This window comes from Nocardiopsis exhalans, from assembly GCF_024134545.1.
GTDB classification, from domain to species: domain Bacteria; phylum Actinomycetota; class Actinomycetes; order Streptosporangiales; family Streptosporangiaceae; genus Nocardiopsis; species Nocardiopsis exhalans.
Genome location: NZ_CP099837.1, coordinates 4,054,588 through 4,071,877, shown reverse-complemented (window position 1 = coordinate 4,071,877; position 17,290 = coordinate 4,054,588). Strand labels below are relative to the sequence as shown.

The 17,290-nt window shown below is 72.8% G+C and carries 14 protein-coding genes; 6 read left to right on the top strand and 8 right to left on the bottom strand.

What is annotated here, in order from left to right:
- Positions 1–2 precede the first annotated feature (2 nt).
- From NE857_RS18025 to amiA, 4 genes are all read right to left on the bottom strand, one after another.
- Positions 3–1,433, bottom strand: coding sequence for a YcaO-like family protein (locus tag NE857_RS18025; RefSeq protein ID WP_254416830.1), 1,431 nt, complete (start codon positions 1,431–1,433; stop codon positions 3–5).
- The gene (locus NE857_RS18020; RefSeq protein ID WP_254416829.1) at positions 1,430–2,428 is read right to left on the bottom strand and encodes a CocE/NonD family hydrolase; all 999 of its coding nucleotides are present in this window, start codon (positions 2,426–2,428) and stop codon (positions 1,430–1,432) included. The genes NE857_RS18025 and NE857_RS18020 overlap by 4 nt, the downstream gene beginning before the upstream one ends.
- Complete coding sequence (locus NE857_RS18015) at positions 2,425–3,315, bottom strand: hypothetical protein (protein ID WP_254416828.1); 891 nt, start codon at positions 3,313–3,315, stop codon at positions 2,425–2,427. The genes NE857_RS18020 and NE857_RS18015 overlap by 4 nt, the downstream gene beginning before the upstream one ends.
- Positions 3,316–3,406: 91 nt before the next feature.
- Entirely contained in the window at positions 3,407–3,589 is a 183-nt protein-coding gene (gene amiA, locus NE857_RS18010; protein ID WP_017580478.1) for a streptamidine family RiPP, read from the bottom strand.
- 118 nt (positions 3,590–3,707) lie between these two features.
- On the opposite strand from amiA, the gene NE857_RS18005 reads away from it, so the two are divergent.
- The 6 genes from NE857_RS18005 to NE857_RS17975 all read left to right on the top strand — a co-directional run bounded on the left by NE857_RS18005 (position 3,708) and on the right by NE857_RS17975 (position 11,199).
- Positions 3,708–4,910: a hypothetical protein gene (locus tag NE857_RS18005; protein ID WP_254416827.1), complete on the top strand. Its 1,203-nt coding sequence runs from the start codon at positions 3,708–3,710 to the stop codon at positions 4,908–4,910.
- A gap of 2 nt (positions 4,911–4,912) precedes the next feature.
- Positions 4,913–6,694 (top strand): prolyl oligopeptidase family serine peptidase, encoded by a 1,782-nt coding sequence (locus NE857_RS18000; RefSeq protein ID WP_254416826.1) that lies wholly within the window; start codon positions 4,913–4,915, stop codon positions 6,692–6,694.
- Between the two features lie 792 nt (positions 6,695–7,486).
- On the top strand, positions 7,487–8,602 hold the full coding sequence (locus NE857_RS17990; RefSeq protein ID WP_254416825.1) for a FecCD family ABC transporter permease: 1,116 nt from the start codon (positions 7,487–7,489) through the stop codon (positions 8,600–8,602).
- On the top strand, positions 8,599–9,453 hold the full coding sequence (locus NE857_RS17985; protein WP_254416824.1) for an ABC transporter ATP-binding protein: 855 nt from the start codon (positions 8,599–8,601) through the stop codon (positions 9,451–9,453). The genes NE857_RS17990 and NE857_RS17985 overlap by 4 nt, the downstream gene beginning before the upstream one ends.
- A complete protein-coding gene (locus NE857_RS17980) occupies positions 9,450–10,502 on the top strand; it encodes an ABC transporter substrate-binding protein (RefSeq protein WP_254416823.1) in 1,053 nt (350 codons plus the stop codon). The genes NE857_RS17985 and NE857_RS17980 overlap by 4 nt, the downstream gene beginning before the upstream one ends.
- A 49-nt stretch (positions 10,503–10,551) precedes the next feature.
- Positions 10,552–11,199, top strand: a complete 648-nt coding sequence (locus NE857_RS17975; protein WP_254416822.1) for a helix-turn-helix domain-containing protein — start codon at positions 10,552–10,554, stop codon at positions 11,197–11,199.
- Here the strand turns inward: NE857_RS17975 and NE857_RS17970 are convergent.
- From NE857_RS17970 to NE857_RS17955, 4 genes are read right to left on the bottom strand one after another with little or no spacing between them, the layout of a single operon-like run.
- Entirely contained in the window at positions 11,148–12,539 is a 1,392-nt protein-coding gene (locus tag NE857_RS17970; RefSeq protein WP_254416821.1) for an MATE family efflux transporter, read from the bottom strand. The two genes, NE857_RS17975 and NE857_RS17970, sit on opposite strands and share 52 nt — an antisense overlap.
- Positions 12,536–14,632, bottom strand: a complete 2,097-nt coding sequence (locus tag NE857_RS17965) for a prolyl oligopeptidase family serine peptidase (protein ID WP_254416820.1) — start codon at positions 14,630–14,632, stop codon at positions 12,536–12,538. The genes NE857_RS17970 and NE857_RS17965 overlap by 4 nt, the downstream gene beginning before the upstream one ends.
- Complete coding sequence (locus tag NE857_RS17960; RefSeq protein WP_254416819.1) at positions 14,629–16,029, bottom strand: TfuA-like protein; 1,401 nt, start codon at positions 16,027–16,029, stop codon at positions 14,629–14,631. Before NE857_RS17960 ends, NE857_RS17965 begins: the two co-directional genes overlap by 4 nt.
- Positions 16,026–17,282, bottom strand: a complete 1,257-nt coding sequence (locus NE857_RS17955; protein ID WP_254416818.1) for a YcaO-like family protein — start codon at positions 17,280–17,282, stop codon at positions 16,026–16,028. Before NE857_RS17955 ends, NE857_RS17960 begins: the two co-directional genes overlap by 4 nt.
- Positions 17,283–17,290 lie beyond the last annotated feature (8 nt).

Genomic DNA, 17,290 nt, shown 5'->3' with positions numbered 1-17,290 from the left:
CCTCACATGTGCGGGGGCGGGAGGAGGGTGAGGTCCGCGGGGCTCCCGTCCCAGGAGGTGCGCCACCCCCGTTCGAGGGCCGCCTGCTCAAAACGCGGCATGCCGAGGTAGGCGAAGGCCGCGGGGGCGTTGGGGACGAGCCCCGTGACGAAGCTGCGCACCACCCGCAGCGAGGTGCGGCGCACGTCGCGCGTCGTCAGGTCACGGGTGATGACGCGGTGCCCGCGCTCGTCCAGCCGCCGGTAGACCTCGTCCATGGACACGGGCGCGACCTCGCTGATCGGACGGATGCCCAGTTCGGGTTCGGTGAAGCGCCGGGCCTCGCCGTGGACGCGGGGGTCGAGCCAGACCTGCACGTGCGCGCCCAGGTCGACGACGTGCTCGAACTGGGGGCCGGCGGTGTCGAGGTAGCCGGCGTCGGCACGGAAGTCGAGGTAGAGGCCGCGGGCCATCAGGCCCTGTTCCACGGCACGGAAGACCCACCCGTCGGCGGTGGTGCAGCCCTGGGTGTAGACCCAGGTGTGGACGGCTTCGAGCACGGCCTTGCGGGCGGCCCTGACCGGGTCGAGCGCGGCGGAGAACCCCGCCGCGTACAGGCCGCGCTCCCCATCGTGCACGAGCGCGGCCACGGCGGGGGCGAACTCCGAGGGCATGACCGCCAGGGACACCTCCAGGGAACTGCCGCGCAGGTCGTCGGCGAGCCCGGGAACGCTCGCGGGGTCGATACCGAAGGTCGGCCCGTCCAGGTGCCACCACAGTTCGAGGGCGTCGCGTTCGATGACCTCCATGACCCCGCGGTCCCTCGCGTCGTCGGCCCCCTGGCCGGTGGCGATCCCGGCGTAGTTCAGGTGGTGCACGCGCGGCAGGTGCCGAAAGCGCGACTGCCGCCAGTTGAGGTAGACCAGCGAGGCCGGCATCCACACCTCGGAGCCCTCGCGGTCATCGCAGCGGGTCCAGAGGGTGGGGGTGTCCTCGGTGAGGGGCTGGTAGGGGAACCCGTCGCGGCCGTACTGCCATGGAGCGCACCGGGGCAGGTCGTCCAAGGCGATCGGGCGACGGCCCGCGGCCAGCAGTTCCGCACGGGTTCCGATGCGCAGTTCGTCGTGGGGGAGCTCGGCGGGGAGCCAGTTCCCGCAGTAGCGCTCGACCCCTTCGGCGATCGCGGCGATCCGGGCCTGCTCGACGTCACCGAACGTCGTGCCCAGCGAGACGCGGTCGGCCGGCCACTCGCCGAGCTGCCGGGCGTCGGCGACGGCCGCCGTCAGCCCCGTGTAGGAGGCGGGGGCTCCGGCGGGGTGTGACACGGCCCGCACGGAGCGGATGATTCCGCACTCGGGGTCGACCAGCGACTCCACGGGCAGGGGGTGACCGGCCCCTGCCGTAACGGTTTCGGTGGCACTCGGGCGGGGTCGCCCGGTTGTGGTGGTGCTCAAGGTGAGGTCCTTTCGTGGCGCCAGGCCTCTGACGCGGAATCGAGGATCGACCGGGTGCGGGACGTGGACGCGGCCGTGAGGATCCCGGTCCATTCCGCCGCGGAGCCGGGCAGTCCTTGGGCTGCCAGCCATGGATCGATGATGTGGGCCAGTCCGCCCGCGGCCGAGATGCGGGCCCGCAGGGCCCGGTCGGTGACGGCGCCGACCAGACCGTGTCCCCACGGGCCGCTGGCGAAGTGGCTCGGGGCGCCCCATTCGCGCGCGAGTCGCCGGGCGTCATGGTCGAAGAAGTCGTCATCGCCGCTGACCACCAGCAACGGCGCGTCGATGCGGCCGTAGCGCGACGCCAGGTCCACACGCTCAGCGCTCCACAGCCGTCGCCAGCCAGCCAACGTCGCTGGCGACCAGCCCCAGTCCCCGGCGGCCTCGACCACGCCCCGGCTGTGCGCCTGTGCGACGCGCCGGTCGAGCTCGGCCGCGGACAGCGGGGGCTGGGAGCGCCGGTGGCGCCCGTGTTCGTGCCACCATCCGATCCGGTGCAGGATCTGTGGGGAGTCCTCGTGGTCCCACGCGGTCTCGGCCAGCCCGAGAGCGGGGACGAGGGCGATGATCGCCGAGACCGTGGGCGCATGGTCACCGGTCGCGGCCCGAGCGGCTTCCAAAGCGGTGTGGGCGGCGTACGAGGCACCGAAGAGGACCAGCGGCAGCCCTTCGTATTCCTCGGTCACTTGAGCGAGCACCCGGCCGCCGTCGTCCTCCTCATGGGAGTAGGGGGCCCACGCTCCCGTTGACCGGTACCGTCCGCGCACGTCCTGGACAAGGCAGTGGTAGCCGCGGGCGTTCCATGAGCGTGCGGTCCCCGCGTGCTGGTCCACGTCGTAGGGGGTGCGGATCACCACGAGGCCCGCCGGGCTCGCGCATTCCCACACGCGCCCGCGCAGTACTGCGCCGTCCCCGCCCCGGCAGAGGTGTTCGCGTCCGGGTTCCACAGTCATACCCGCCGACGCGCACCCAGGTCGATGGAGGGCGGCGGGTCGTAGGCCAGGACCGGGTGCTCGCTGATCGTGCCGGTGGCGGGGACCAGTTTCCACAGCGTGCCGCGGTAGCCCTCCAACGCGTCCGCCCCCTGGGCCCAGGCGAGGGCCAGGGTGAGCAGCCGGCCCGTCATCAGAGTGTGTGCGGCCGCCGAGGGGGGCGCGCAGGCCACGGCCGCGCGCCGCCAGGTGTCGAGTTCGCGGGGGACGAAGCTCGCCGCGAGGCGCCGCCGGTACACCTGCTCGGCACCGGGGTCGTCCCCGTCCAGGGAGAGGGGATCGACGAAGCAGTTCTCGCCCTCGCGGTAGGCGCGCAGCCAGGCGACACCCTGGCCCGGAAGCGCGTCGAGCCGGTCCCAGCCGAGGCGCTCGGCGGGGGAGTCCGCGTACGCGATCACCAGCCCCCACGGCGGAGTGCCCTCTCCGCGGAGGCCGGCCGTGCCGCTGTCCGGGCGGTCGGAGGCGGCCGCTCCGTCGATCGAGTCGAGCAGGGCATCGCCGTCGGTGTGGCGGGTCACGGCCGCACCCCAGCCGGTCAGGGCCTCAGCCACCGCGTCGACGAGGGGGCCCGTGCCGATCAGGGCGACTTCGCGTCGCGGACCCGGCCAGCGGTGCTGTGCGTCCTCTTCCTCGCGTGCGGACACCTTCGCCCGCAGTGCCTCGGCGTACGCGGCGGTTTTCCCGTCAGCGCTCGAAGCGCCGCCCAGAACGTCCGGGAGGTCGTCCGGCGGGGACACCAGACGCAGGAAGCGCCCAGAGGAGGTGCGTACGACACCGGTGCCCGCGCTGTCGACGATGGCGTGCGCGCCGGTTCCCGGCACGGGGGAGACGGATGGTTCTGGGGGCATGGCCGACCTCTCAAACGGCCCGGTCGGGCAGCGCGGGGCTGCCCGACCGGGTGGTTCTCAATGACTACGTCCTACGTCGCGGGGACGAGAGTTAGTCGAAGGGGTTCTCGACGAGGGCGTTGGAGTGGGTGGAGGAGAGGTGGGCGAGCTGCTCGGTCTCCTCGATCTCGGCGACGACGTCGAAGGGGTTCTCGACGAGGGCGTTGGAGTGGGAGGCGGACAGGTGGGCGAGCTGCTCGGTCTCTTCGACCTCGGCGACGATCTGGTTGTCCATAGGTCATTCCCTTCTCAATGCATGACGTATCGGTCATAGGCGCCGATACGTGTTCGTGGGGGGACGAACGGCGCTCACTGTACTTGATAATGGTTTTCATTTCCAATAGCTTTGCCCCATGAACTTCCAGAACCTCCTCGTGGCCGACTACCGCGCGGGCCGCACGTACGCCGTAGCGGACGGCGCGGTGAGAGAGCTCGGCAACGCCGTGCTCGCCGAGCACGCCGGGTTCCTGGCGCTACCAGGCCCGGGGTCGGGGCCTGCCGGATGTGCCTTCGTCGACGACCGCTCCGGTGCTCTCGTGGTCTCGGGGGACCGGGGGGAGCAGCGCTTCCCCGTGGCCATCCCCGGCGAGCACATCGCCTGTGACGCCTCGGGCCGCTACGTGGTCGTGACGACCGGACTGGGCGCGAACGCGCAGCCGTGGAGCGACGTCGTCACCCTGGTCGACCTGGAGCGCGGCGAGTCCGTACGGTTCCGCTCCCGGGTCGGAGAACCCGGTGCCATGGTCGTCCCCGACCAGGCCGGCGGCGAACCCGCCCTCGTGCTGCGGCACAGAGAGCCCGGGGCCCTGGAGGCGTTCCCCCTCTCCCGTTGCCTGGACGTCGCCGCGCACGTGCCGCGGATCACCGGTGAGGCCGTCCGCGGAATCGCCGACGACGGACACGGCGACGTCGTCGACCAGCGCACCGGCATCGCGGCGACCGCGACCAGCAGGGGACTGGAGCGTTTCGTCGTCGAGGGCGGTGTCCCGCGCATGCTCGACACCGTCGCCTGGCCCGTGCCCGGGCGCTCCTACTACCTGCGCCTGGACCCGGAGAACGGCCGGGCGGTGGGAGTGGTCCGAGGCGGGCCCGCCTCCCCGACGGCATGGACGGAGTGGACGAACCACCTGGTCGACACCGACCTGAGCACCGGTGAAACGCGCTGCCTGGAACTGCCCCACGGGCTGGCCTTCCGCTTCGCGCTCGGCGGCTCCCGGGCCGCCGTCGCCACCATTCACCCCGACGGGGACGAGCTCACCGTCATCGAGCGGGCCGAGCCCTCGACGCGCGTCGCCCACACGGTCGCGCTCCCCGCGATGTCGTGCCCGCCCGCTCCCGGACACCTGCCCTGGGATCCGGTCGGTGACGCGCCCGCGCAGCGGCGCTCCGTGGCCGTCGACCCCACGGGGACGACCGTCGCGGTGACCCGGGGAGGCGACGGCCAGCTACACCTGTTCCGCGACGGCGGACTCGACACCGTCACCGTGCCCAGCCCGCTCGACGAGGGCGGGCACCTGTACTGGCAGGGCCGCTCCACCGACACCATTGGCCGGTAGCGATGCCCGACTCCACCCTCCCCGTACCCCTTGTCCCTACCCTCGACAACGCGCTCACCGAGTGGGAGCGGCACGGCCGCCCCGGCCTGCCGCGGAACGGGTTCACCCTCAGCCGACCGCCCGGACGCCGACGTCAGGGGATCTACCGGGCGGACAGCGGGGCGCCGGTGCTCGAACCCGACGGGCACCTCCTGCGCATGGATCCTTCGCCTGACGGGCGGAGCATCTGCGTCCAACTGGCCGAACGTGCTGACGAGGACGCCGTGCTGGGGCTGGTCGACACCGCGACCGGAGCCCTGCGGCTCTACCCGGAGTTTCGCTGCCGCTACGACCCCGTGCTCTGGGACTCGGACTCCTCCGGTGCCGCACTGGTGGCGGGCCGCTCCCACCGCCTGGTCCGCATCGACGCGCGGACCGGGGAGACGACGGCCTCGGACGTGTCCCCGGACGCCCGGCTCAGACTCTTTCCCGGAGGGCGCCGCGGTCTGCTCGCCCGGAGCAGCCCCGGTAGCCCCAGCCGTCTCATCGACCGGGACACCGGTGCCGAAATCGCCGCGTTCGCCGCCATCGTCCGGGTCCTGTCGGCGGGTGAGCACGTCGTCGTCGACGACGGCAGCCGCCTTCAGGGGATCGACCCGGGCAGCGGTGCCCAGAGGTGGTGCTGGGACGATCCGGACCTGCGGGTCACCTCCTTCGCCGCCAGCGGTCAGGAGGTCGTCGCCGTCGGTGTGCGCGCGGGCCGCAGCGTCATCGTGCGGCTCGTCGAGGGTTCGGTGGAGGCCGAACGCGAGGTCGCCTATCGGGGGTCCCCGGCTGTCGCCACCGGGGTGAGCGCTGACGGCGGCCGCTTCCACACCCTCATCGAAGGTCCGGTCCTGCCCCCACGGGTCGTGCCCGCCGAGGAACTGCTGTCGGATCCGACCGCAGCCGCCCGCGCACAGCCCCTGGCGCGCGCCCATCCGGTCCGTACCGGCCCGGCCCGCACCGAACGGTACGTCTTCACCGCCGGGGACGGCTCGCGCGTCCCCGTCCTGGTCACCTCGCGGACCGGCGCCGAGGGACCCGCACCGCTGATCCTCACCTGCTACGGCGGCTTCGGCGTACCGAGTCTGCCGGTGTTCGAACCGACCGTGCCGGCGTGGGTCGAGAACGGCGGCCGGTACGCCGTCGCCCAGGTGCGGGGAGGCGGCGAGCACGGTCCCGCCTGGCGGCGGGCCGGGCACGGCCTCGCCAAGGAGCGCGGCATCGAGGACCTCTCCGCCATCGCACGCGGCCTCGTCGAGGCCGGGCTCACCCGACCCGACCTGCTCGTCCTGGCAGGCGCCTCGCACGGCGGTGTCCTGGTCACCAGCTGCGCCCTGGGCGCTCCGGACCTGTGCGCCGGCGTCGTCAGCACCGCGGCGCCGCTCGACCTGCTCAACCTCGGGGCCCACCCGCTCGGACAGCGCTGGGCTGGCGAGTTCGGAGCCTCGGACACCCCCGAGGCGATCGAACACCTGCGCCGGATATCACCGCTGCACCGGGCCAGGGCGCTCACCCCCGGCACCGCGCTTCCCCGCTTCCTGGGCATCGTGTTGGCGGAGGACTCCCGAGTGGCCGCGGACGACACCCTGGCGGTGGCCGACGCGCTGCGCCGGGCCGGAGGCAGCGCCGCCGTGTGGCGCGCACCGGAGACCGGGCACGGCGGCAACCACCTCGACAGTCTGCACCGCCTCGGGGCCACCGTCCTCAGTTTCGCCGCCGCGGCCACCGGGACCGCGGGGAAGGCTCCATCGACCACGTAGGGGAGTCCGCGCGGGGCGCGGCGCGAGCGGCCGGCGGCGAACGCGGACCGGTCCCCGGATTCGTGACCGCCCAGGGACACGTCGTGCTTCTTCTCCAAGCCCAGCACGTTCGTGGCGAAGTCCAGGGCCTCGGCCCGGCTGTCCACGAAGACACTGGTGATGTGGATTCTCGTGAGCCGCTCTCTTCTCGGTCGGGTCGGAGCCACCGCTCGGTGGTGTGCCGTAGCGGTTCCGGATTCACGTCGTGGAACTGGTGGCGCCCCTCGCACCTGCTCTTGCCCAGACCGCTCTCCTCGAGGACGGCCAGGTGCTGGCACATCGCCTGGCGCGACATCGCGAGCTGCTGCCGGGAGGCCAGCCGCGCGCGTGGAGTGCGAACAGCCTCTGCCCGGACCGATCGCTGAGTCCGTTGAGGTTCCTGCGGCGGGTCGGGTCAGCCAGGAATGTGAACAGTGGGTCGGACACGGCACCACCATCGACAAGTGGTTGCTTGCCTATCAACCCCTGGCCTGCTGGTTCGGCTTCGAGGGTCAAAGGTCCCGTTGCGGAGTCCTGCCTTGGTCGGGGCGGTCCGGCGGTGCGCCGCGCGCCGAGCCCGGGGTAGAGGCCGTCGGCCTGCCAGGAGCGCCCGGTGGGAGATCGATCCACTGTTTGCCCCAGGGCATTGACAGGCAGCTCATGGCTGCTCTTCGATAATGGTTATCGTTTTCATTCTGTTGTTCGCACCGAAGTGAAGGCTGCGCCCATGGGTGACCCCCGACACCTGGCTCCCCGGCGGACGGGCCCGACGACGTGACTCCCACCGCCTCCGCGCCGACCGCACCGCTCAACGCACCCCCCGTCCCCCTGCGGGCCAACCTCCGACGCCGCCGCCTGCGCCACCTGCTCACCCTGGCCGCGCTCACCTGCGTCCTGGTCGTGCTGGTCGTCGTCTCCGCCGGGACCGGCATGGTGTTCGTCCCGCCCGAGACCACCGCCCGCGTGGTGGCCGACAAACTGCTCCCCGGCCTGGTCGAGCCGACCTGGACGGCCGTCGAGGCGCAGATCGTCTGGGAATACCGGTTGCCGCGCACCCTGCTGGCCGCGATCGTCGGCGCGGGCCTGGCCCTGGTCGGCACCACGCTCCAGGCCGTGGTGCGCAACCCCCTGGCCGACCCCTGGGTCCTCGGCGTCTCCTCCGGGGCCGGGCTCGGCGCGGTGGCCTCCCTGGTCGTCGCCGGGTCCTGGTTCGCCGTGGTGCCCCTGCCCGTCGCCGCCTTCCTGGGCGCGACCTGCGCCACCGCCCTGCTTTTCGGGCTGGCCCGCCGCCAGGGCAGACTCACCCCGCTGCGCCTGGTCCTGTCCGGGGTGGCGCTGTCCTACCTGTTCAGCGCTGCCACCAACTACCTGGTGCTGACCACAGACGCCGAACGCGTCTTCGGTGTCCTGTTCTTCCTGCTCGGCAGTGTCGCCTCGGCGGGCTGGAACGACCTCGCCGTTTCCCTGGTCGTGGTCCTGGCCGGACTGGTCCACCTCACCGCACGGGTCCGCGCCCTCAACGCCCTGCTCGCCGGGGACGAGGCCGCGACCTCCCTCGGGATCCACCTGGACCGCCTGCGCGGGGAGCTGCTCCTGCTCACCTCGCTGATGACCGGGGTGATGGTGGCGGTCAGCGGCGGTATCGGCTTTGTCGGCCTGGTCATCCCGCACCTGTCCCGGCTGTTCGTCGGGGCCGACCACCGCAGGCTCATCCCCGTCGCCGCACTGGTCGGCGCGATCTTCCTGGTCCTGGTCGACCTGGTGGCCCGCACCGTGGCCGCCCCCGTCGAGCTCCCGATCGGCGTGGTCACCGCCGCCATCGGAGCTCCCTTCTTCCTGTGGCTGATGCGCCGCAGGAACGCCGAACGCAGGGGAGGACTCTCCCGATGAGGCTCACCCTCCACGGCATCGGCGTCCGCCTCGGCTCCAGCGACCTGCTGCACGAGGCACACCTGGACGTCGCCCCCGGCACCGTGACCGGCCTGCTCGGACCCAACGGCAGCGGTAAGTCCACCCTGCTGCGCACCGTCTACCGCGCGGTGCGACCGCGCACCGGCGCGGCCCTGCTGGACGGCGAGGACCTGTGGAGCCTGCCCTCCCGCCAGGTCGCCCGCAGCGTGGCAGTGGTCGCCCAGGAGTCGCCCGCCGAGTTCGACCTCCAGGTCCTGGACGTGGTCCTCATGGGCCGTACCCCGCACAAGGGCCCCTTCAGCTCTGACGACGAGCACGACCTCACCCTCGCCCTGGACGCCCTGGACCGGGTCGGCGCCGACCACCTGGCCGAGCGCATGGTCGCCACGCTCTCGGGCGGGGAGCGCCAGCGGGTGATGCTGGCCCGCGCCCTGGTTCAGCAGACCCCGCTGCTGGTCCTGGACGAGCCCACCAACCACCTCGACATCTCCTTCCAGCTGGAACTGCTCTCCATCGTGCGCGGGCTCGGGGTGACCGTGGTGGTGGCCCTGCACGACATGAACCTCGCCGCGGCCTACTGCGACACCGTCTCCGTACTGGCCGCGGGCCGGGTGGTGGCCGCGGGCGAGCCCGAGCGGGTGCTGACCCCCGAGCTGATGCTCGACGTCTTCGGCGTGCGCTGCCACCGCCTGACCCACCCCGAGAGCGGCCGCATGGTGCTGGCCTTCAGCGAACCTTCGCCCGTATCCGCGCCCCCTTCCGTGTCCGCGAACGAACCCCGCCGCGAACCCGCGGCCGGATCCGCCCTTCGAAAGGAACACCTCACATGAACCCCCACCACCCGCGCCCCCTCCGGTGGCCGGTCCGCTCCCTGGCGGGCGTGAGCGCCACCGTGCTGATCGCCCTGGTCAGCGGCTGCGCCACCGGTACCGAAGCACCTGAGGAGGCGGCCGCCGAGACCACCGAGGGGTTCCCCGTCACCATCGACAACTGCGGCCAGGCGCTGGAGTTCGACACCCCGCCCGAACAGGTCGTGAGCCTGGCCCAGCCCCAGACCGACCTGCTGGTTGCCCTGGGGGTCGAGGACCGGATCATCGGTACCGCCCAGCGCTCCGAACCTGACGGCCTGCCCGGCAGCACCCCCGGCGGAGAGCACGCCGCCACCGTGGCCGACCTGCCCCTCATCGAGGAGTCCGGCGTGCCGGCCAAGGAGGTCGTCGTCTCGACCGGCGCCGACCTCGTCCTGGCCCCCAGCGTCTTCGAGTTCTCCGAGGAGGAGGGCTACGCCACCCAGGACGATCTGCGGTCGGTGGGCGCCCAGCCCTACCTCGCCGCGGGCGGCTGCCCCGATCAGCGGCTGCACCGCTCGGTCGAGGACACCCTGACCGACCTGCGCCTGCTCGGTGAGGCCCTGGGGGTGGCCGAACGTGCCCAGGAAGTGGAACAGGACTACCAGGCGACCCTCGACGAGGTGGCCGAGGCGGTCCAGGGCAGCGAACCGGTACCGCTGGTGGAGATGTACGTCTTCGGTGACACCGTCGAGGTCCTGGCCGCCAGCGACGGGCACGACTTGGTGGCGGCCGCCGGAGGCCAGAACGTCTTCTCCGCCGACGACCCCGGTTTCGACGGCCGCCTGTTCGCCAACCTCTCCCCGGAGGTGATCGCGGACAGCGAGCCCGAAGCCGTCATCTTCAGCGTGGGCAGCGAGGCCGACGCAGAGGCCGCCAGGGAACTTCTCGCCGAGCGCTTCCCCACTCTGCCCGCGGTGGAGAACGACCTGCTGATCGCCTACAGCTCCACGGCCTCGATGCCCGGCTCGCTCAGCCTGGCCGACGCCGTCCGCGAGGTCGCCGAACGCCTGCACCCGGAAGCCTTCTGATCCCGGGCTCCCACTGAGCTCCGCGTCCTTCGAACACGGGGGTCCACGCATGTCCGGTCCCGCGCCCTCCGGCCCGACCCCGGCCATCTCCGCCGTCCCGGCTTCCCCGGTCCGTCCGGGGGCGATCCGCCGGGGCGCGGGGGAGGAGCTGCCCTCCTGCGACGAGGAGGTGCTGCACCTGTGTGAGGGGGTGGTCGCCACGCGCGCCCTGCACGCGGACGGTGACGCGGTGCTCCTGGACCTGGCCGGTCCGGGGCAGTGGATCCTGCCGCACCCGGCCGACGACTGCCACGTGGTCCACACCGCCCACACCGAGGTCCGGGTGGAACGCCTCCCCTGGGCCTCGGTGGCGGGTTCGGTCGAGGCCGCGGTGCGCCTGCGCGAACAGCTGCGCTGGCGCGAGGCCTGGGCCGCGGCCCAGGCCAGGCCCCACACCGAGGACCGGCTCACCGGGCTGCTGCGGCTGCTCGGCCAGCGCTTCGGCCGCTGGAAGCAGGACGAGCTCCTGGTGGACGTGGAACTCACCCACGCCCAGCTGGCCTCGGCCACGGGGCGGACCCGGCCCACCGTGACCCGTGCGCTGCGGCGTCTGTGCCGCTCCGGCGCGCTGCGGGTCGAGGAGGTGGCCGGGTCCGCCCGTCCGCGTTACGTGCTGCTCTTCCCCGAGGTGTCCTCCTCCCACTCCTGGCGCCATTGACCCCGGCGGAACCGCAGCCAGGTGAACAGGGCCCGGGCCAGTAGGCCGACGGCGAAGCCGGTGTACACCCCGGCCAGCCCCCAGCCCAGGTACTGCACGGCCACCCAGGCCACCGGGACGGCCAGCAGGAGTTGGCTCAGCGCGCCCGCGTAGAGGATGCCCTTGGTGTCCCCGGCCGCCCGCAGGACCCCGGCCAGGGACATCGCCACCACCATCGCGGGCACGACCAGCAGCAGGACAGGAGCCGCGGCTTGGGCGTGCGCGATCACCTGCTGGTCGGGGGTGAAGAGCCGGAAGTAGATCCCGGGAGCCACCAGGGCGGGCAGCACGATCAGTACCGACAGCGCCCCCATCAGCAGTGCGCCCGACCGGGCGTAACCCAGGGCCCCGGCCGGGTCGCGGGCCCCCAGCCGCTGCCCGGCCAGGATCGCGATGCCGCTGCTGTGCGAGAAGACCACCACCCACAGCAGCATCACGGTGCTGACCATGAGCCGGTATCCGGCCAGGGGCGTCTCACCGACGCGGGCCACGATCGCGGCCAGGGCGACGTCGGCCCCGTAGACCAGGACGGCGAAGGCCACGTCGGGCCAGCCGATCCGCCAGATACGCGCGCACACGGCGCGGCCGCCGGTGAGGTTGGCCCGCTGCCAGAAGGGGTAGTCGCCGTTCAGCCGGCGCCGGGCGAACCAGACGATGTAGGCCACACCCGTGGCGGTGGCGGTCACCGTGCCCACGGCCGAACCGGTGGCGCCCAGGTCCAGGCCGAACACGAACACGTAGTCCAGCGGGATGTTGGTGACGTTGACCAGCAGCGCCACCCGCATGGTGATCTTGGTCTGCTCCAGCCCGCCGAACACCCCCCGGTAGTGGGCGGTGACGGCGGTCAGCGGCAGGGCGGTGAGCAGCACGCGCAGGACCGTGGTCGCCTCGTCGGGGGCCTGCCCGCCGCCGACCAGCTGCACCAGGGTGCCGGAGAGCGCGAACAACGCCGCGGTGAACACGGCGGCCACGGCCAGGCAGAAGAGCAGGCCGACGTCGATGATGCCGCGGACGCGGTCGTGTTCGCCCGCCCCGTGCCAGCGGGCGACCAGGATCTGCACGGCGGTGCCCCAGGGCAGGACCAGGGCGGAGGCGAACACGAACAGGGGCGCGACCAGTCCGATGGTGGCCAGCGCCTCGGTGCCGTACCACCCCAGGATGATCGTGTCCGCGAGCAGGAGCGCGGCCGTGGACAGGCTGCCGATGATCAGGGGATAGGTCACCGACCAGCTGCGGGCCAGCCGGGGACGGAGTGCGTTCGCGGCTTCGGTTGTGGGTTCGGGTTCGGTCGGCGCGGTCACGGGCGGGGCAGCTCCATCCCCAGGACGTGGGCGGCGAAGGCCCAGCGGTCGCTCAGGTCGTCCAGGCCCTCCTCGGCCCGGGCGTCGCGGCCGTGGCCGGACTCGCGGTCCACGCGCAGCAGGACCGGTGCCGGTCCCGCCTGGGCGTGCTGGAGGGCGGCGGCGAACTTGAAGCTGTGGGCGGGCACGACCCGGTCGTCGCGGGTGGCGGTGCACAGCATCGTGGCCGGGTACTTCGTGCCCGGTTCGACCCGGTGCAGGGGCGAGAGCGCGTGCAGGGCCGCGAAGTCCTCCGGGTCGGCGGGGGAGCCGTACTCGAACCGCCAGGACCAGCCGATGGTGAACCGGTCGAAGCGCAGCAGGTCCAGGACCCCGTTCACGGGGATGACGCAGGCGCACAGGTCGGGGCGGCGGGTCAGCAGGGCCGCGACCAGCATGCCGCCGTTGCTCATCCCGCCGATCCCCAGCTGTTCGGGGCTGGTCAGCCCCTGGCCGATCAGCCACTCGGCGGCACCGACCAGGTCGTCCACGGCCCGGGCCTTGTCGCGCCCCGAGCCCGCACGGTGCCATTCCTCGCCGTACTCCCCGCCGCCGCGCACGTTGGCCAGGGCGTAGACCCCGCCCATCTCCATCCAAGCGATCGGCCCGGGCGCGAAGGAGGGGGTGATGGCGAACCCGAAACCGCCGTAGGCGGCCAGGAAGGCGGGGTGCTGCCGGTCCGGGTCCAGGTCGCGGCGGTGGCACACCCACATGGGTACCTCGGTGCCGTCCGCGCTGGTGTAGGTGACCTGGCGGACGGTGAAGTCCTCGGGGTCGAAGGTGTAGGTCGGCTCGAAGAAGACCGTGCTGGAGTCATCGGTGGTGTCGAGCTTGTAGACGGTGGTCGGGCGGGTGAAACCGGTGAAGGAGTAGAAGACCTCGGTCTCGCCCGGTTGGCTGCGCAGCCCCTCCACGGTGCCGTGGCCGGGGAGTTCGACCTCGCCCAGGGGGTCTCCGTCGGGAGTGAACACGTGGATGCGGCTGGCCGCGTCCACCAGGTAGACCACGTACAGCTTGCCGCCGACGAGCCCGGCCCCCTGCACGGCGTGCTCGGACTCGGGCACGATCTCGCGGATCTCGCCCGGCCGTCGGGCGTCGGTGGCCACGATCCGGCCCATCGGCGCGTCGGCGTCGGTCTGGAACCACATCACCGGGCCGTCCCCGGCCACGTAGGAGTAGGCGGCGTCGAAGTCCGGGAGCAGGCCCACGACCGGGCTGTCGGGCACCCGCAGGTCCTTGACGAGGATGGCGGTGGTGGCCTCCTCGCCGCGCCAGACGAACAGGATGAGGAAGGTGCCGTCCTCGGAGGTGAGCACCGTGATGCCCTGCTCGGGGTGGTCGGAGTCGTGGTAGACGATCTCGTCCTGGTCCTGGGAGGTTCCCACCTGGTGGAAGGCCACCTTGGGGTCGCGGTCCGGCTCCCAGGAGGCGTGGTCGGCGTCGCTCCCGTCGTGGTCGTAGCAGGTGTAGTAGAAGCCGGTGCTCTGGGCGTTCCACCCGGCCGCGGAGAACTTGCTGCGGTAGAGGCGGTCGGGCAGATCGGTACCGGTGTCCACGTCCCGCACCCGCCACTCCTGCCAGTCCGACCCCCCGTAGGACAGGCTGTAGGCGAGGAGCCTGCCGTCCGGGCTGGCGGTGGCGTAGGAGATGGTGGCGTGGCCGTCGTCGTTGGCGTACAGAGTCGGGTCGAGCAGCAGCCGGGGCTCTCCGTCGGGGGCCTCCATGACGTACAGGGCGTCCTGCTCCTGGTGGCCGTCGTTGTGGAAGTAGAAGTACCGGCCGCCCTGCATGAGCGCGGTGTGGCAGGCGCGCAGGCTCCACACGCGCCGCAGCTGTTCGGTGAAGACCCGCTTCCACTCCAGCCCGTCCAGGAACTCGCGGCCGAGCGCGCGCTGCTCCTCCACCCAGGCGGCGGTGTCGGGCTCCTCGGAGTCTTCCAGCCAGCGGTAGGGGTCGGGGACCGCCACCCCGTGGAGGTGGTCGACGGTGTCGTCACGCCGGGCCCGGGGATACCCGGGCCGGGTGCGGGCGGTCTCGTGTTCGGTGGTGCTCATCGGGGCCTCTCGCCGTCGTGGTCGGGGGTGTGGTCTCGGGTGTCGTTCTCGGACGGGTGGGCCAGCCGGTCCAGGACCAGGGCCCGGCGGAACTCCTCGGTGGAGCCGAAACCGGCGGCGCGGGCGTGGGCTGCGACATCCGCCGGAACAGGTTCGCCCCGCCGCTCGTGGAAGAACCAGCGCAGCAGCTCCTCCTCGTCGAAACCCGCCTCGGCGGCGGAGGGGAGCCGACCCAGCCGCTCCGCCACCAGCCGGGACTTGTGCGCGGCGGCCTCGGCGACCTCGCTCCGCAGTCCGCTCACGTGCAGGTGGTCGGGTAGCCGGGAGAGCGTCGCGGTGTAGTGGCGGGCCTCGACCAGGCGCAGCCGGGCCTGCTCCCGCGCCCAGCGGTCCAGCACGGCGGCGGAGGGCGCCGCAGACCCGCCCAACGCGGTGAGCAGCCGTTCCCCAGCCGCCTCGACCTCCTCCGGGGCGGGCGTCAGGCGGGCCCGGTCGGCCTCGGCCAGCATCAGGTGGCGCAGCAGCGCCTCCTTGTAGGCGGCCCGGTAGGCGCTGGTCTGCGGTCTGCCCGGCAACAGCCGAAGCTCCTCGGTGACCTGAGCGAAGTCGGCGCCGTCGTCGCCGGTGCGGGCCCCGCCGGACAGCGCCCGCGCCCTGGCCCAGACCTGGCTGTCGGCCACGGAGTACTCCACATCCTTGGGCTCCAGCCCGGCCCGGAGCCGCTCGTCCACCGTCCGCAGCAGCTCCAGCGCGTCCAGGCGTTTGCGGTCCACCCGCAGCTCGGGCAGCCGTGAGCGCAGCTCCGATATCTCCGCCGGGTCGATTCCGCGCGCGGCCGCCGCCTCCAGCAGCTGGGGGTAGGAGCGGTCGGGGTAGAACAGCCCGCGGGCGACCTCGACCAGTTCCCCGGCGACCTTCGCCGACACCGCTCCGTCCGCCACGGCGGCCCCGAGGGTGGCGCGGATGTTGACCAGGGCGTCCGAGACCGCCCGGTACCCGGATTCGGCGGGACCGTGGGCCACCGCGACCTCGTCGTCGGCCTCCAGCTCACCGTCCCGGTACGCCTCGTAGACGCGCCCGACCCCCACCATCCCGAAGGTGTCGAGCTCGGCGGCGCGCAGCGCGCCCATACTGGAGGATCCGAAGACGTGCACGCCCTGTTGCATGGCCCACAGCACCTCCTTGTGCCAGACCGCCGGTACCCGGGAGAAGTAGCCGTCCACCAGACAGATGGCGGGCGGGCGGTCCAGCGCGGCCCGGTACAGGTCGCCCTGCGCGGCCGGAGGGCGGTAGTCGGCCTCCAGTACGGCCCGTGCCTCGGCGACCGGCAGGGTCGGGCCCAGGAACACCACGGGCGGTACGGCGTTGCGGCGGTCCACGGCGGCGTCGCGGTTCACAGACCCACCGCCTTCCGGGCCCGAGGGCCGGGGACGAACTCCTCCGCGCCGAACGCGAGGTGTTCGAGCCCGGGCACCACCACCCTGACCACGTCCACGCCGATCTCGGGGACGGCCAGATCCACGGCCGCCACCCGCTCCACCCCCGCGTCGCCCAGACGCGCGAGCAGGTCCCGCAGGTCCTCGTCGAAGGTCTCGTGCACCGCCACCGAAACGCCGCGGTGGGCGCGGCGAGCGGTGGCGGTATCGGCCAGCTCGGCCCGGTGCGCAGCCAGAACCGCGGTGTCCTGGGCGGTGCCGTAGGCCTCCCGGGGCTGGTCGTCACGGGAGCCCGCGATGGTGGTGAGCCTGCTCTGCGCGGCCTCGGTCAGCGCCCGTGACAGGGCGAGCCCGGGGTCGTGGTGGGCGCCCATCCCGGCGGCCGCGGGGATGGGTTCGACAGTCTGGTCGGCGGCGTCCACGATCTCGCACAGGTACACGGGCACGCCCAGGTCGGAGGTCTGCTCCCACACCGCCGCGATCACCCCGGCGGCGGTGAACCGGTCCAGCACCTCCCTGCACCCCGGGTCGGTCACCGTGTCCAGGTCGATCCGGGTGGCCTCCCGAGCGGGGTCGTCGGCCAGCTCCCACAGCACGGTGGCGTCCCGCTCGATCACCTCGTAGAGGGCGTGGCACAGTGCCTCCAGGGGGTGGTTGCCCGAGGCCAGGCCGTTGGAGCTGGCCAGGAAGCACCCCTGCCCGGGCAGGGCTTCGGTGGTGTAGTGGGTGTGCACCATCTCGTAGGGGACGAAGACCTCCTCCCCCGAGAGCAGGTCCACCCCCGGCGCCCACAGCGTCGGCAGTTCGGGGGAGTGGTGCCCCTCGGGTGCGGCGGGCAGCAGCGAGCAGTCCACCACCTGGGCGGAGCGGCGCAGCTCACGTTCGCTGGCCAGCCGCAACGGCAGCCGGGGGTGTTCGGCGTGGTGGGTCTCCACCGCCTCCATCACCCCCGAGGCCCGTGCCGCCGCCAGGGTGAGCCCCTTGCCCTGGTTGACCGCCAGCGAACGCGCGTTGGGGCGGGTGACCATGGTGACGGGGACGCCGATCCGGTCCAGGCCGGTGACGTCGGCGACCCGGGTGATGCCCATCCGCGCGGCGTGCCCAAGCGCCCGCTCCACGGTGACCTCGGGCGGGACCAGCCGGTGGGTGCCCTCGAACCGGGCCTTGGGTACGGGTTCGCGGCCCGGTAGCAGCCGGGAGGGTTCGGGTTTCACGGGGTGCT